Below are 15910 nucleotides of genomic sequence, written 5' to 3'. Positions count from 1 at the left end.
ATTTTTTGCAGAAACACTGAATGATTTCTGTCGGTTTGTATGAACCAATACTCAAAATTCGAATAAAAGTTGATAGTAGTTGGTGATATTAGTCACATTGAATTTAATTTTTTTCGGAAGCTTACCAGATCAAAATGCTAACTCTCTCAGGATAATATAAATTCCTATACAAAGCACAAACCAGCCAAAGGTGTTTTTTAACGCTCCGGCTGAAAATTTGGTTGAAAAGTAGTTTCCCGCAAAAAAACCTGAAACCGATAATGCTGTGATTTTTAACAGCAGATGCCAGTCCGGATTAGCCGCAGGCAATCCTGCGAAGAAACCGATCATCGATTGAACACCAATGATGAGCAGGGAAGTACCTATGGCTTTTTTCATGGGTACTTTATTGAGTATGGTCAGCAAAGGAATAATCAAAAAACCGCCTCCCGCACCGGAAATTCCCGAGATTGTGCCAACGGAAATTGCCTCACCGAAAATTAAACCCAAATTTCTCTTTGGCTCAATTTTTAAGTTTTTCTCGACTTTTTCCTTTCTCGTGATCATAAATAAAGAAGCGGCGATCATCACCGTTGCAAAAAACAACATAATCATCAACCTTCTTAATATGATGACTGAATCAAACAGAATGATTTCTTCGGGAATGGCCGGCAAAATCACTTTTCTGGCAAATATTACTGCCAAAGCCGAAGGGATACCAAAAAGCAAAGCCATCCTGAAATCAATCGATCTTTCCCTGTAAAGAGGAATGACGCCTATCAGGCTTGTAATGCCAACGATAAACAGGGAATATTCAGTCGCGCTGAGCGGACTGACAGAAAATAGATAAACCAATATAGGTACGGTTAAAATGGATCCGCCTCCTCCGATTAATCCTAATGATAAGCCTGCTAAAACAGATGCCAGATAGCCAATAATCTCCATTTTTATTACAATGATTTTGACAAATTTCGGCAGAGAAAAAAGGTAAGTCTGTGACAATTGTCACCCTGGCTTATAAATTTAGCCATTCAATGTAATTTCTGTTGAGGATTACTTTTTTGTCGATTTCCATTTTCTTCAACAACCGGGAAATCACTTCGCGTGAAGAATTTAAATCCTGGGCAATTTCCTGATGGGTGATACTTAATTGGTTATTCCCTTTTTGTTTGACCTGATTTTCAAGATAAAATTCAAGACGTTGGTCCATGCCTTTGAATATCACGTGGTCGAGCATGAGCAGAAGTTCGTCAAACCGGTCGCGGTAATTTTCAAGAACGAAGTAATACCAGCTTTTATAATTTTTCATCAGTTCGTCAATGACAGGAACAGGTATCAAAATTGCTACAGTGTCTTCCACTGCTTTTCCTAAAACCTGGCTTGTTTCCTGTTTTGCCGCGCAAATGATGGATAAAGCACAAGCCTGTCCGGGATTTAAATGATAGATGAAAACTTCTTCGCCGTCGTCACCTTCGCGGTAAAGTTTGATAAGACCTGCTGCTATCAGTACGGTATGTTTGAAATATTGTCCCTGGCGCATAATCAATTCTCCGGCTTGAAAATTTTTCAAAATGGCAACTTCTTCAATTTTATCTTTTAAACCCGCTTCGAAAAAAGGAAAATGCGTTTCAATATATTGACGAATTTTTGAAGAGTCAGTGGACATAAATATTATTGTTAAATACTTTGGCAGTCGGCAATCAGCTTTCAGATGGTTTGCGCAGAAACTCAATGACCAAAATCAGCTATGTAGTCAACTGAATGATTCGGGATCTGGTTCAGGTTAATCATCTGAAAGCCGATAGCTACACCTTTACTGTTTTCCATTTTCCCAGTCTAAACCTCCATATTCCCAGCAATGCCAGAATTGACTCTGCTACGGGTACTGAAATAAAAACACCAATGGGGCCAAGTGCAAAGAAAATTGCCAATACATAAGCCAATGGAATTTCGAGAAGCCAGAAACAGATCAGGTTTAAAACGGTTGGCGTTTTGGTATCTCCTGCACCATTCAGCGACTGAATGATTACCATACTGTATGCATAAAAACCATAACCAAGACACAAAACCCGTAAAGCTAATTTTCCGGTGTGGATCACTTCAACATTCGGACTGAACCAGCCGATGATGCTTTCAGCTCCTACAAACATTAAAATGGAAAGTCCGAGCAGGAAAAATAAATTGTAAGAAGCACATTTCCATACTGAGATTTCTGCGCGTTCCGGTTTTCCGGCACCCAGGTTTTGTCCAACCAAAGTTGCCGCAGCATTTGCCAAACCCCATGCAGGAAGGAGTGTAAACATGATCACACGAATTGCAATGGTATAACCCGCTACAACATCGCTGCCAAATTCTGCCAAAATTCTGGTGAGGAAAATCCAGCTTGCGGAGGATACTAAAAACTGTCCGGTTCCGCCAGCGGCAACTTTTACCATACTTACGATCGTTTCTTTGTGCGGTTTCAAATCCGCCCAGACAAATGCCAGAGCTTTATTAACACGGGTTAATGAATATAGTTGATAACCCACACCAATCGAACGGCCCAAAGCCGTAGCAATTGCCGCGCCTGTTACACCGAAAGCCGGAATAAATCCAAAGCCAAAAATCAACGTCGGGCCCAGGATCATATTTAAGACATTTGCGATGATCAATGAGCGCATCGCTGTCGCAGCCGCACCGGCACCACGTAATGCACCACTTAATGAGTATAATAAAATTACTACCGGAGCACTGAGAAACTGGATTTGGGCGAAAATCGTCCCGGTTTCTATCACTTTCGGATCCGCACCCATAATGCTTAATACATCACCGGCAAACAGAAAACCTGCAAGGGCGATGGGCAAGGAAATGGCAAGTGAAATTAAGATAACCTGTCCGATGGCAACACGCGCCTGCGTCGTGTTCCCTTCGCCTATACGTCGTGCGATGGTGGCGGTTGCGGCGGTACTTAATCCAATCGCCACAGAGTAAACCAGTGTGATAACCGATTCGGTAAGTCCGACTGTCGCAACTGCTTCAATACTTACTTTGGAGACAAAAAATATATCGACAACAGCAAAAAGGGATTCCATGACCATTTCCATGATCATAGGGACAGAAAGAAGGAAAATCGCCCGGTTGATGCTGCCATCAGTAAAACTTTCTTCGGAGCCGCTCAGGGCCTGACGAAGCAGTTGTAGCCACTTTTTCATTTGAGAAGAGAAATTCAGATTAATAATAAGATACCTGCGTTTCAGAAACGCAGCTGAACAATCCTGTGAGAAGGACCAAAAAATACAGTTTGGTTACAATGAACCGAAGACGACGACCAACATAGGCTTAGAGCTATTTTGACAAAGATACAAAACTGTTTTTTGAATATTCAAATAAAAAACTGGAATACTATTGGTGGAAGTCGTAACTTCATGCCGTTTGAACCTGAACTTTTGAAGTTTATAATCCGTTCTCAATTTACCCTTTCTGTTAAAAAAGGGATGCTTTTGCCACTGGGTCAACTCAGGAATGTGTAAAAGCCTGAACAAAAAAATGATCCTGAATGATTGATAAAAGTAAATTATTTTCTACTGCCGTTGCGCAGGAAACAGCAGTGCTGGTAGCTGTAAGTACACAAAAACAAACCACTGCAAAAACAAAGGAATACCTGGAAGAGCTGGATTTTCTGGCTGCAACGCTGGGTGTGAAAACGCTCCATAAATTCACACAGAATTTGGAAAGAGCTGATATTAAGACCTATGTAGGAAAAGGAAAACTTGAAGAAATAAATACCTTCATTACTGCAAATCCGGTGGATATGGTCATTTTTGATGATGATCTTTCACCTTCGCAAGTGCGTAACCTTGAAGTTGTTTTTAAAGATATAAAAGTACTTGACAGAAGTCTTCTGATCCTGGATATTTTTGCGATGCGTGCTAAAACGGCACAGTCGAAATTGCAGGTAGAACTTGCACAGTACCAATATATGTATCCACGACTGACCCGGCTTTGGACCCACTTAAGCCGCCAGTCCGGCGCTGGTGTAGGTATGCGTGGCCCCGGGGAAACGGAACTTGAAACGGATAGACGTATTGTAAAAGACAGAATTGCGTTTTTGCAGGAAAAGCTTGAAAAAGTGGACCGTCAGAGTATGACAAGACGCAAGGAACGTGATCGCCTGGTGCGCGTTGCAATTGTTGGATATACCAACGTAGGGAAATCTACGCTGATGCAGGCACTGTCCAAATCTGATGTTTTTGCTGAAAATAAACTTTTTGCAACGGTAGATTCTACGGTTCGGAAAGTGAATATGGAAAACATTCCGTTCCTGCTGACCGATACTGTTGGGTTTATCAGGAAATTGCCAACGACGCTGATCGAATCATTTAAATCTACTTTGGATGAAGTTCGCGAGGCTGATATTTTGGTACACGTTGTTGATATTTCGCATGAATCTTATGAAGAACATCTGGAAGTTGTAAACAATACACTGGTTGAAATAGGAGCGGCGGATAAAAAGACAATTCTTGTTTTCAACAAAATTGATTTATATAAACCAGCTCCAAAAGCGGAAGAATGGGATGACGATGGAAATATCGTTCCCGAAGAAGCTTCCACAGAAAGCGTTTTGGATCAGTTGAAAAAAAGCTATCTGGCGCATAAAGCAGACCAGGTGGTATTTATTTCTGCGGCTAAAAAAGAAAATATGGAAGAGCTGCGTAATACTTTATTTGCCTCGGTAAAATCAAAACACTTCGCTATTTATCCAAACTGGCTTGATTTGGGATATTCACCTGTACAATCAGAAGAATAATCACTTGTAATTGAATCGGAATTTTTCCACTTTTGCACCCCGATTGGTATTCATAGGAATATGGATACCAATTTGTTTTGACTGCGTAGTTCAACGGATAGAATAGGAGTTTCCTAAACTCTAGATATGGGTTCGATTCCCGTCGCGGTCACTTTAAGCCGCCTCAATTTTTTTGGGGTGGCTTTTTTTGTTTTTTTTGGTAAATGGTATTTTGAGTAAAAAATGTGGCTCGGCGAGGAAGTGATATCTTGTAATTGTATCTTTTAAACGGAGGGACTCAATAGGTATGTTTCATTAGGTCTGTGAGGACACAGACCAAGGAATAGATTGTGAGAAAGCACCGGCAGAAACTGATGCTTTTCTGCTAGTTTTACATGTAGTATATTTATATATCGTATTAAATAAATCTAGCACGACAACATGTAATCATATGATCTTGCAAAAAAGGTTTAAACTGGCTTGGATGCTAACTAAGCGTACACTCGCTAGAGTGGATAAATTTGAATGGGGAATGGCATTTTTTTCATCGCTAGTAGTAATATACGTAATCTTAGGTGAGTCTCATCATTGGGCCGCTTATCCAGTATTTTATATTTGTTTACTACTCATGTTAGCGCCAATACAGCACTTAAAACTATTGCGCCCTGTATATCAATTACTTTGGGTTCCCGCTTTTGTGGTATTAATTGCTGCTCCAATTTTTTTTCCAGTTGTGACGTGGCTGTTAAGTCAGACCTTGATTGTCGGCTCAGCATTCATATTGATAGAATTAATATTGAATTTTTTTGGACATGGTTCTAATCTTAACTTGTTGTTATATCTTGGATTGACTCTTTCCGCGATTTTGCTCACAACAATTGGTAATAAGGTTTACAGAATTTATCCATTTAATAGGTTTAACAAGGAGTACATAGAGGTTGGCATGAAACTTCATAGCCAAAAAAGGACAAAGATTTATATCTATGCTATGTATTTCGTGATTTTAATTACTTCAATGATTAGTAAATTGACAGATAAATCCTTGTTTCCGAATGAAGGCTTAAGCGAGATTTATATTCAATCATTTGCTAGTTACTTAGCTTTTGATAGAATTCAAAATGCAGTGAAGGACATTTCTATTTATGCAAAAGTTAAGGAATTATGTCGCGAGTATATCGCTACTGTTGGTTTACGTAGATAGATATGGAAAAATAGTTTGCTCCTGATATTTAGGAAATTATACTAGTATTTTTATGGTGCAAAACCATTGAATCCAAATGGAATTTTATATAGTTTGGATTGCTCGCAGTTAAATGTAAAATTATATTTACCTATCAATTCTACAATCGTAGGAAGATACCAACTCGGAGCTTGCGGTGCTACAATAATCTTTGTAACTAGTTTATTTAAATCAACTTCAACCAATATGCCTCCGTTTTTTTTTATGTCATCACAAGTTTTTTGATTTGTCGTAAAAATGAGTCCACGTATTTCTTGCTCATGCGAGTAACTCTGTTTTTTTGATGCGTACATTCTATCACTTTTACTTGGATCAATGTAGTCATTTTCATAATCGAGATACTCTACTTTTGCAAAAGTAACATCCAAAGGAGATGTATCAGATTCTTTTAATTTTCTGTAAGTTGATTGAACTGCAATTCCAAAAACATTATCTGAATAAAGCTTTCTCATCCCATCGGATTCACCTTTGTTTCCATGCCAGCAGCTAATCGCTGTCATTTGTCTTCGAGAATAAAACTCTTTGTAAATCAAACGATTTTCAGTGTCATACCCTTGCTGTTTTAGTTCATCGATATTCTTGTCAGGCAACGTTCATTCCGAAGGGTCATCAAATTTATCGGCGGCACAAAAAAAGAGTTTAGAAGTTGAGAGTAAAGCAATAAACTTTTCTAAACCCATATAGCGCCATACTGTCATATCTTCATCGCTAGGTTCCAGTAAATGGGAGTTTTTCTTATACATATTGTATATCAATAGAAAGATATTAGTAGTTCAGCTTCAATTTAACAAAATATAGCTATTAAACATCTAATTTGATACCAAATTGCTACCCAGAAATAAATATTTTGGTAACACGTGGATAATGTGATTGTACTATATTTCCGTCGCGGTCACCAACGTTAAAAATAGACCTTACGAAAGTTTAAGTATAAATGTACGGTGCGCAATAGAAGATTTTTGGTTCGCTATGATGTACAATAGATACACTAATACTAACAAATTGTAGCGTAATAAAAGATTTAAATGTGGAGATAAACAAAGACGTCAACCTGGATTGACGTCTTTGTTTATAAACATTTACAAACAATTTTTATGCCCTATTTTTTCAATAAAGCCTCCATCATTTTTTCAGCCAGGAACTTATTTCCGGTTTCGTTCAAATGAACCCGGTCGGTGGTAAGTATATCTTTTTCTTTATTCTCAGGATTATTCTGAGTCAGATAATCCTGGAAGTATTTCCGAAGATCACATAGCTGAAGATTATTTCTGGATGCGATATCACGAATTATTTTTGAATATTGATTCAAATCCCCGTCCTGCATATTGGAATTGTCATTTTTCTCACCGATTACAGTTGGTGTACATAGAATGATACGGATATTCTGCGCTTTCAGTTTCTTGATGATCGCTTCGTAAAACTTCACATACTTGTCAGGATCAGTTCCTGTGCCCGAGGAGCTTTTGTGCCAAACATCATTGATTCCGATATAAACAAAAACTACATCCGGTTTTTTTGTCAAAACATCATCCTCAATCCGGAGATAAAGGTCATATATTTTATTGCCGCCAATTCCGGCACCCATCAGCTCAAACTGATTGCTTTGATTGTTGGTTTTAAGCGTTTCTGTCATCATCGTTATATATCCTTTTGGGCCAACACCAGCTTGTGTGATGGAATCGCCAAAGAATATAACGCGTAAAGGTTTATCCTGCTTCATCGCTAAAAGAGGGAATGCGACGAGAGCAATTTGTAAAAATCGAAATAGAATTCGCATGAGGTTATATGATTAGGTTTGAAGGAAAAGACGAGTGGTGACTAAAATTACCCTAATTCTGTGACGGTGTCACGGCAAGATTTTAAATTAATTGATCAGTTCTATCTGAGGAATTTCCATAGAATAGCGTAAAACAAAAGATTGTCCCGGCGACATTTTGGATAGCCAGTGAGTTGGAACGCGTAAGTTTCTGACAGATTGCTGAATAAGTGCGCTGATAATCAAATGATCGCTGTGTTCAGTACAGCTGAGTACTTCGCCGTAAATCGCGAGTTCTTCGTTGTTATTATTTTCGGGAATATAAACTTCTGATGGAGTTCCCTGTTTTGTGATTTTTCCATTTTCCAAAACGAACACCTGATTGGCTAACCGGAATATTTCCCCAAGATCATGTGACACAATTAACATGGTAAAACCTTGCTGTTTTTGCAGTTTTAATAAATAATCCTGCAATCGCAGACGCATGGTATGGTCTAACGAAGAAAGCGGTTCATCAAGTAAAAGTAAATCAGGTTGGCGAACAAGCGCTCTTGCCAGTGCTACCCGTTGTTGTTGTCCACCGGAAAGTTGATGAGGTTTTCTGTCTGCCAGTTGGATCAGTTCAACAGAAGCTAAAAGCTCTGTTACAATTGCAGGATTTTCTCCTTTTTTTAACGCAAAAAGTAAATTTTCTTTAACCGTTAAATGTGGGAAAAGGGCATAGTCCTGGAAAACGAAACCAATATTTCGAAGCTGTGGAGACTGAAAAGTTCCATGGTCAGTATCGAGCCAGGTATCACTTCCGAATTTAATTTGCCCGGAATCTGGTGAAACCAATCCTGCTATTTGCCTGAGTAATGTTGTTTTTCCTGCACCTGATGGGCCTGTTATGGCTATAATACTTCCTTTTTCTGCCCGCATGGAAATCTCCATAGGAAGAATTCCATGAGCAGTTTGCAACGAATGCCGTATAGAAATATCAAGAAGTTTATCGGACACGCAGGAATCGGTTATTTACGGAATATACCAGCAGTAGTATGAAAAAAGTTATGGCGAAAAGTATCAAAGCATATTGATTTGCAACCTCATAATTCAAGGCTTCCACTTCATTATAAATGGCAACGGATGCAACCTTGGTTACACCAGGAATATTGCCGCCTATCATCAGAACCACACCAAACTCTCCAATTGTGTGCGCAAATGTGAGTACAAACGATGTTAAGATAGCTGATTTACAGTTTGGTAATAAAATTTTATAAAATGTTTCCCATCGCCCTTTTCCCAAAGTGAAAGAAGCTTCTCTCAATGAAACAGGAAGTGATTGCAAGCCTGCCCGTAATGGGTAAACCATAAAGGGCAAACTGTAAATGACTGAACCTATAACGAGGCCTGTGAATGAAAAAACCAGCCGGAGTCCAAACATTTTTTCAATCCATGCCCCAAACCAGTGCGATGGACTGAAAGCCAATAATAAATAAAAGCCGAGAACTGACGGTGGCAACACAAGCGGCATTCCAATAATCGCTTCCATGATTCCCTTTCCTTTAAATTTTGTATAAGCAAGCCAGTAAGCCAAAGGAAGCGCCAACACAAACAAGATGCAGGAGGTAATAATTGCGAGCTTGAATGTTAGCCAAAGTGGTTGCCAGTCCATTTTAATTTTGAATGAGTGAATGAGTGAATGATAGAATGAGTGAATGGTGGCTCGTAATGGGATTATCTGATTTTATTTGTAACCGTATTTTTTGAAAATGGCTTTGGCTTTTGTGGAAAATAAAAAATCGTAAAACTTCTGACTTGTTTCTTTTTTTGGAGAATTATCGCTGTGGCGGAGTAGCAAAGCTGCTTGTGCAATCGGTTTGTATGATGTGGAATCGATGATTGTGTAGTAACCTTTTCCTTTCATTTCCGGGGCTAAGATTACAGATAATGCTGTAAAACCTGCTTCAACGGATCCTGTGGTAATGTATTGAGCGGCTTGTGCTATACTTTCTCCGTATACGATTTTACTTTTTAATGGCTCTAATAAATTTTCTTTTTGTAATGCTTGTTCGGCAGCTTCACCGTATGGTGCCATTTTAGGGTTTGGAACTGCAATTTTCTTCACCTTATCAGTAGTTAATACTTTTAAGTTTAACTCATTTGCAGGAATCGAAAGCGACCATAAAGCCAATGTGCCATAAGCGTAAATTTTTGGTTTTTCATCCGATCCGCCTTTGTTGAATATTTCTTCAGGATATTTGGCATCCGCAGAAACAAAAACGTCAAATGGCGCACCTTCCCGGATTTGAGCCGTTAATTTTCCTGATGAGCTTACTACTATCTCTACTTTTTTACCAGTCTCTTTTTCAAATTCCGTTTTTAATTCCTTCATGACATACTGCACGTTGGCTGCTGTGGCCACAATAATTTTTTCCGATGGCTTGGAACAACCACTCAGAAAAATCAAAACCGGGAATAAAATACGCTTTATGTTCATTTTGCTAAATTAATGGATTAAGGCGTATTGATACAAAAAATGTTTGGATTCAATTTAGCCCTGAAAGGGCGTCATACCTTAGCATGGGGCATCGCCCTATGACTCCGAGGATTCCTCGATTCCATGATTCCGCATATTCAGCACGTGGTCGCATCGATAGGGCGTTGCCTATCCTAAAATATGGTGCCCTTTCACGGCTTTGTGATGGAAACTTTGTGTCCATTGCGTAAACCATTGCGCCTATTGCGGTTAAAGTCGTAAATTGCGTCCCATTTTGACCGGCTTAGCCGGAATTATAATTAATGTGTTAAAACAATGATAATAGAAACTGCCCAGCGCACCCGGCAAACGTCCGAGTATTACTTTTCAGTAAAGCTGGCCGAAGTAAGAAAACTGGTAGCCGAAGGACATGACGTGATCAATCTTGGGATTGGAAATCCGGACATGATGCCTTCTGAGCAAACACTTACAACACTTTCAGAGGCAGCTTTAAAGCCTCAGGCACATGGTTATCAACCGTATGTAGGAACAGTGGCTTTTCGGAATGCAATTGCAGATTATTATCAAAGAACCTATGATGTTACACTAAATCCGGCTTCTGAAATATTACCATTAATTGGATCGAAAGAGGGAATAACGCATATTTCATTAACTTTTCTTGATCCTGATGATGAAGTGCTGGTACCCGAACTGGGTTACCCGGCTTACCGCGCCGTGAGCCAAATGGTAGGAGCGAAGGTAAAAGAATATCCATTGCGCGAAGATCACGGATGGCAACCGGATTGGGAGGTGATGGAAAGTCTGGTTTCATCCCGGACGAAATTAATGTGGTTGAATTATCCGCATATGCCAACGGGAGCACCAGCAACGAAAGAATTATTTGAAGCCGCAGTAGCTTTTGCCAAAAAACACAAAATCCTGCTTTGTCACGATAATCCGTATAGTCTGGTTTTGAACAAAAAAGAACCGATTAGTTTATTGTCGATTGAAGGGGCCAAAGACGTTGCCATAGAACTTAATTCTATGAGTAAATCGCATAATATGGCGGGATGGCGATTGGGCTGGCTTGCCGGTGCAAAACCTTATATTGATGCGGTCCTTACCATAAAAAGCAACGTCGATTCTGGTATGTTCTGGGCTTTGCAGGAAGCGGCAGTAGCTGCGCTTGGAAATCCTCAGGAATGGCATAACCAAAGAAATGCTGTTTATCAAGGACGACTGGAGGCTTCTGAGGCGTTTTTAAACGCTGTTGGCTGTACCTGGGATAAAAAACAAGAAGGTATGTTTTTATGGGGGAAATTACCTGATTCGGTCGAATCTGCTGAAAAGCTGGTAAACGAATTGCTGATTGAAAAACATGTTTTCATAGCGCCTGGATTTATTTTCGGCCCCAAAGGACAGCGTTATATCAGGCTTTCTCTTTGTATGCCAAAAGAGCGGATCTGGGAAGCAGTGGAGCGGCTTAAAAATTAATTTTCTTAACATAAAATCTTATTTCGGATTAGAGAACTTTCTAATCCGAATATTTCAATATATATGATAATCAGTATAATAGGAGTTGGCCTGCTTGGCGGCTCATTCGCGTTAACGCTTCGGGAGAAATACCCGCATATAAAATTTGTTGGCGTAGACAAGTCTTTGGTTAACCAAAAAATTGCTCTTGCCAAAGGAATTGTTGACGAAATCATGACATTGGAAGAAGCTTTGCAGGTTTCAGAATTAAATGTTTTGGCAACACCTGTCGATGCAATTGTTGCTCTTTTGCCAAAATTGCTTGAGATGCTTCCGGAAGGCCGGACGGTTATGGATTTGGGCTCCACAAAAGAAATGATTTGCAGAATCGCTGATCAACATCCAAAACGTGCGCAATTTGTTGCCGTTCATCCAATGGCTGGAACGGAAAATTCAGGTCCGGGAGCTGCATTTAAAGAATTGTTGCCGGGGAAAAACGTTATTATCTGCGACAAAGAAAAAAGTGATCCTGATTCTTTAACACTCGTAGATACTTTTCTGCGCGATGTTGGAATGAAAATTCACTACATGACGCCCGTAGAACACGACCTACACCTGGCCTATGTTTCGCATTTAAGCCACATTAGTTCTTTTGCTTTGGGATTGACCGTTTTGGAAAAAGAACGTGATGAAAAGGCAATTTTCGACATGGCCAGTACCGGATTTTCATCTACCGTGCGTCTGGCTAAAAGTTCACCGCAAATGTGGGCACCTATTTTTGACCAGAATAAAACCAATGTTTCAAAAGCACTGGGGGATTATATCGAATTTTTGAAAAAATTCAAGGAAGCCATTGACAGTAAGGACCTAACAACAAGCCTTGATTTTATGTCGAAAGCAAATGATATTGGTCGGATTTTGAGCGGGATTGAGAAAAAGTAAACGATCTGATGACTGAAATTTGTTATATTTCGTAATCACTAGCAAAGTAATCGCATGGAACTACCGTTAATTATACGTCCGGTGGCCGGTCTTACCGGAGATATGTTCTTTGATCTTTGTCAGGCTAATTCCCAGCTTTTCATGGAGCGAGACAAAGACGGTAATATAATAGTTATGGCACCCACAGGATCGGATACAGGAAATTATAATTTTGAATTTGGATTAGAACTGGGTATCTGGAACAGAAGGAGCAAATTAGGATACGTTTTTGATTCTTCATCAGGGTTTACGTTACCAAATGGAGCCGTTAGATCACCCGATCTTTCATGGATTTCTAAAAGTAAATGGGAGTCGCTATTGGAAACTGAACGAAAAAAGTTTGCACCAATTTGTCCGGATTTTGTATTGGAAGTACGATCACTAAGTGACGACCTTAATGACCTCCAAAATAAAATGAAAGAATACCACGAGAATGGATGTAGTCTTGGCTGGTTAATTGATCGTATTGGCAGAAAAGCGTATATCTATCGAAAGGATGGTTCTGTTGAAATTATGGAGGATATTCCCGTTCAATTAAGCGGAGAAGATTTACTGCCTGGATTAATTGTAGAAACCAATTTTTGAGATTCTAACCTTATAAACAAAAACGTCCGGCAGATCAATTCCGCCGGACGTTTTTTATTTATCAATTAATTATGCTTTTTAACTCTTCTTTCTAACCTCAACAAAAACAGCCCCAACGATCAAACCTACCAATAACAGCGAGCTGATTAAGTCAACGGTTTTTCCGGTAGCAACAGAGATAGGTTCAAATTTGAATGTAATCGAATGTTTTCCCGCAGGAACTCTGAGCGCTCTCAGAACATAATCCGCACGAAGCATATCGGCAGGTTTTCCATCAATTGTTACTTTCCATTCGTCACGAACATTGTAATATATTTCCGAGAATATAGCCAGACCTTCGCTTTTTGAATTGCTTTCGTAAATCAATTCGTTTGGTTTGTATGTGATCAGACTGATCTTGTCGGTTGAATCTGCCTGAAGTGTTAATCCCTTTAATTTATCAGCAAAACGTTGGTCAACAACCGCCGTTTGTTTTGGTTTTAAGGAATCCAGAGCGGCCATTTCTGCATCCGCGTTAGGGACAATTTTGTATTCTTGTACAAACCACGCATGTCCAAATGCATCAGGATTTTGCTGCGCTACTTTATTTCCTTGTTGGTCAGCCGTGATAAAATACTTGGTATTCAACATATTGAAAATACCGAAATTAGGATTTTGTTTGTTCATCTGATGCTCATACAATTCCTGGTAACGTCTCAGTTTTGCTCCATGATATCCCCCTAGTGATTTGTGGAAATAGGATGCTTCTGCACTTTGGAATGGAGAAGTTGAAAGATCATAAACCTTGAAATCGGGATCGGTGTCGGTCATGATTTTTTCATCGGCCGGACTTGGAGCAAGCGCAGCCAAAGACGCACTTTTACCTATAAAGTCAGCATTGTTCAAATACCTTTTATCAATACCAAACATGTCAATGATCATCAGCAGAATCAAAATCGGATATAGCAAAGCCGTTTTAATTTTATCTTTCATCCAAAGCCAGATTAATCCGGCCGTTGCCAGAATGAAAAATAAACTGCGGAAAGCATCTGAGCGCATTAATCCGGCTCGGTCCTGAACAATTGCATTAACAATCTGTTGGCCAAAAGCCGGGTCTTTCGTCATTTGAGAGTACTCGTTGGCTACCGCTGCATCATTGAGCCCCTGAAAACTAAAAAATACAGTCGGCATCAAAGCCAGAATCAAGGAAAGACCGCCGGTTATACCCAAACTTATTAAAAAAGGTTTTTGTAAATCTTTCCAGGAAATCTCTTTTTTAGCTATGGTATTCAAGGCCAGAACGGCAACAAAAACCATTAAAAGCTGCACAAGCGCGAGTACCATCGTAACGGCCCTGAACTTGTTAAACATTGGGAAATAGTCGTAGAAAAGATAATTAAATGCTGCAAAATTCTTTCCCCAGGCCCAGAAAATATAAAGCACAATCACACCAGCTGCCCAGTTTTTCAAAGGACTTTTAACTATAAATAATCCTAAAATAAACAGAAAAAGAATGATGGCTCCTGCATACACCGGGCCGCTTACAATAGGTTGATCTCCCCAATATAAAGGCAATTGCTTCACAACATTGCTGGCAGTTGCAGCATCCAATCCTCTGTTGACAAATACTTTATAAGTTTCGGAACTATTGGACAATGCTCCTGGATTAGAACCACCGTAAGCATTTGGAATCAGGAAAGTTAACGTTTCTCCAATACCGTAACTATAAGAAAATGCATATTCCTTGTCTAAACCATCTTGTTTGTCGTTCGTTTTTGCTCCATTGGAAACACTCAGTTCCGGTTTGCCGCGAATCGTTTCTTTGGTGTAATCATATGCGTTCCAAAGTCTTGTGGTGTGCGTTCCGACCGATACAGTAGCTGCAAAGGCGAGGCCGATAAGAATAAAAGCAAGTTTTTTAATCTGTCCGTTTTTCAGATAGGGTAAACTTTCAATGATCACCAAAACGATAATTCCAATTCCCAGATAATAGGTTATCTGAACGTGATTGGCGTAAAGTTCCAAAGATAAAAATAGTGCTGTAACAGCGGCTCCTGCCAGCCAGTTTTTTCGGAATGCCAATATTACGCCGGCCAGAACACCGGGAGCATAATAAATGGCCAGCATTTTGGAAACGTGCCCGGCTTCCAGGCTTACCAGATTCCAGGCTGCAAAACCAAAAGCAATGGCACCAAAGACAGAAAGCCATATACCGGCGCCTGAAACGAGAAAAAGAATATAAGCACTTACACATCCGATCAGGAAATAATTGGCAGGTGCAGGTAAGATTTTATTAACAATCTGTCCCATTTTTGTGGAAATACTGGTCGGATAATCCCCTGCGATCATATAGGCAGGCATCCCGGCGAACATGCTATTGGTCCAGTTTGACCATTCTCCGGTTTTTTCATGATACGTTACGACCTCGTGGGCAGCGGCTTTTGCCTGTACATCATCATGCTGATTCAGCTTTTTGCCTTCCAGCACAGGAAATGCATAGATTAATGACAAAACCATAAAACCTATCACCGCAAAAAAATGCGGCCGGATTTGTTGCCAGGAAAATAAATTTTTCATTTTGATAATAATAAGCCGACAAGTATTTGAAAATGTGATATTATAATGTCAATAATACGTACAAATATGACTTTTCTTTCATGATAGTCATGAAGAACATCTATCCTTGCACGTTAA

General features: G+C 39.7%; 14 protein-coding genes and 1 tRNA gene. 6 read left to right on the top strand and 9 right to left on the bottom strand.

Translation table 11 applies throughout. The features are described from left to right. Positions 1-129: 129 nt before the first annotated feature. From FZF08_RS20515 to FZF08_RS20505, 3 genes are all read right to left on the bottom strand, one after another. Entirely contained in the window at positions 130-924 is a 795-nt protein-coding gene (locus tag FZF08_RS20515) for a sulfite exporter TauE/SafE family protein (protein WP_159472499.1), read from the bottom strand. Between the two features lie 70 nt (positions 925-994). Next, complete coding sequence (locus FZF08_RS20510; protein ID WP_159472496.1) at positions 995-1645, bottom strand: Crp/Fnr family transcriptional regulator; 651 nt, start codon at positions 1643-1645, stop codon at positions 995-997. 139 nt (positions 1646-1784) lie between these two features. Next, positions 1785-3170 (bottom strand): MATE family efflux transporter, encoded by a 1386-nt coding sequence (locus FZF08_RS20505; RefSeq protein WP_159472493.1) that lies wholly within the window; start codon positions 3168-3170, stop codon positions 1785-1787. A gap of 344 nt (positions 3171-3514) precedes the next feature. Here FZF08_RS20505 and hflX point away from each other — a divergent pair, with 344 nt between their 5' ends. The 3 genes from hflX to FZF08_RS20490 all read left to right on the top strand — a co-directional run bounded on the left by hflX (position 3515) and on the right by FZF08_RS20490 (position 5945). Next, on the top strand, positions 3515-4765 hold the full coding sequence (hflX, locus tag FZF08_RS20500; protein ID WP_159472490.1) for a GTPase HflX: 1251 nt from the start codon (positions 3515-3517) through the stop codon (positions 4763-4765). A 79-nt stretch (positions 4766-4844) separates the two neighbouring features. Further along, a tRNA-Arg gene (locus tag FZF08_RS20495) sits at positions 4845-4916 on the top strand. Between the two features lie 312 nt (positions 4917-5228). Then, the gene (locus FZF08_RS20490) at positions 5229-5945 is read left to right on the top strand and encodes a hypothetical protein (protein ID WP_159472487.1); all 717 of its coding nucleotides are present in this window, start codon (positions 5229-5231) and stop codon (positions 5943-5945) included. Positions 5946-5995: 50 nt separating this feature from the next. Here FZF08_RS20490 and FZF08_RS20485 read toward each other — a convergent pair whose 3' ends face one another. From FZF08_RS20485 to modA, 5 genes are all read right to left on the bottom strand, one after another. Further along, on the bottom strand, positions 5996-6574 hold the full coding sequence (locus tag FZF08_RS20485) for a hypothetical protein (RefSeq protein WP_159472484.1): 579 nt from the start codon (positions 6572-6574) through the stop codon (positions 5996-5998). A 509-nt stretch (positions 6575-7083) separates the two neighbouring features. After that, positions 7084-7761, bottom strand: coding sequence for an SGNH/GDSL hydrolase family protein (locus FZF08_RS20480; RefSeq protein WP_159472481.1), 678 nt, complete (start codon positions 7759-7761; stop codon positions 7084-7086). 87 nt (positions 7762-7848) lie between these two features. After that, the gene (locus FZF08_RS20475; protein WP_159472478.1) at positions 7849-8739 is read right to left on the bottom strand and encodes an ABC transporter ATP-binding protein; all 891 of its coding nucleotides are present in this window, start codon (positions 8737-8739) and stop codon (positions 7849-7851) included. Further along, the gene (modB, locus tag FZF08_RS20470; RefSeq protein ID WP_159472475.1) at positions 8729-9394 is read right to left on the bottom strand and encodes a molybdate ABC transporter permease subunit; all 666 of its coding nucleotides are present in this window, start codon (positions 9392-9394) and stop codon (positions 8729-8731) included. The genes FZF08_RS20475 and modB overlap by 11 nt, the downstream gene beginning before the upstream one ends. A gap of 72 nt (positions 9395-9466) precedes the next feature. Continuing rightward, entirely contained in the window at positions 9467-10219 is a 753-nt protein-coding gene (modA, locus tag FZF08_RS20465; RefSeq protein WP_159472456.1) for a molybdate ABC transporter substrate-binding protein, read from the bottom strand. Positions 10220-10534: 315 nt separating this feature from the next. Here modA and FZF08_RS20460 point away from each other — a divergent pair, with 315 nt between their 5' ends. The 3 genes from FZF08_RS20460 (at position 10535) to FZF08_RS20450 (ending at position 13237) form a co-directional block, all read left to right on the top strand. Further along, on the top strand, positions 10535-11692 hold the full coding sequence (locus FZF08_RS20460; protein WP_159472453.1) for a pyridoxal phosphate-dependent aminotransferase: 1158 nt from the start codon (positions 10535-10537) through the stop codon (positions 11690-11692). Between the two features lie 63 nt (positions 11693-11755). Further along, entirely contained in the window at positions 11756-12613 is an 858-nt protein-coding gene (locus tag FZF08_RS20455) for a prephenate dehydrogenase (protein WP_159472450.1), read from the top strand. Between the two features lie 54 nt (positions 12614-12667). After that, positions 12668-13237: a Uma2 family endonuclease gene (locus FZF08_RS20450; protein ID WP_159472446.1), complete on the top strand. Its 570-nt coding sequence runs from the start codon at positions 12668-12670 to the stop codon at positions 13235-13237. 78 nt (positions 13238-13315) lie between these two features. On the opposite strand, the gene FZF08_RS20445 is transcribed toward FZF08_RS20450, so the two are convergent. After that, positions 13316-15793: a hypothetical protein gene (locus FZF08_RS20445; RefSeq protein ID WP_159472441.1), complete on the bottom strand. Its 2478-nt coding sequence runs from the start codon at positions 15791-15793 to the stop codon at positions 13316-13318. Positions 15794-15910 lie beyond the last annotated feature (117 nt).

The sequence above is a fragment of the Dyadobacter sp. 3J3 genome (assembly GCF_009801115.1).
GTDB lineage: Bacteria > Bacteroidota > Bacteroidia > Cytophagales > Spirosomataceae > Dyadobacter.
This window is presented reverse-complemented; position numbering and strand designations above follow the sequence as displayed.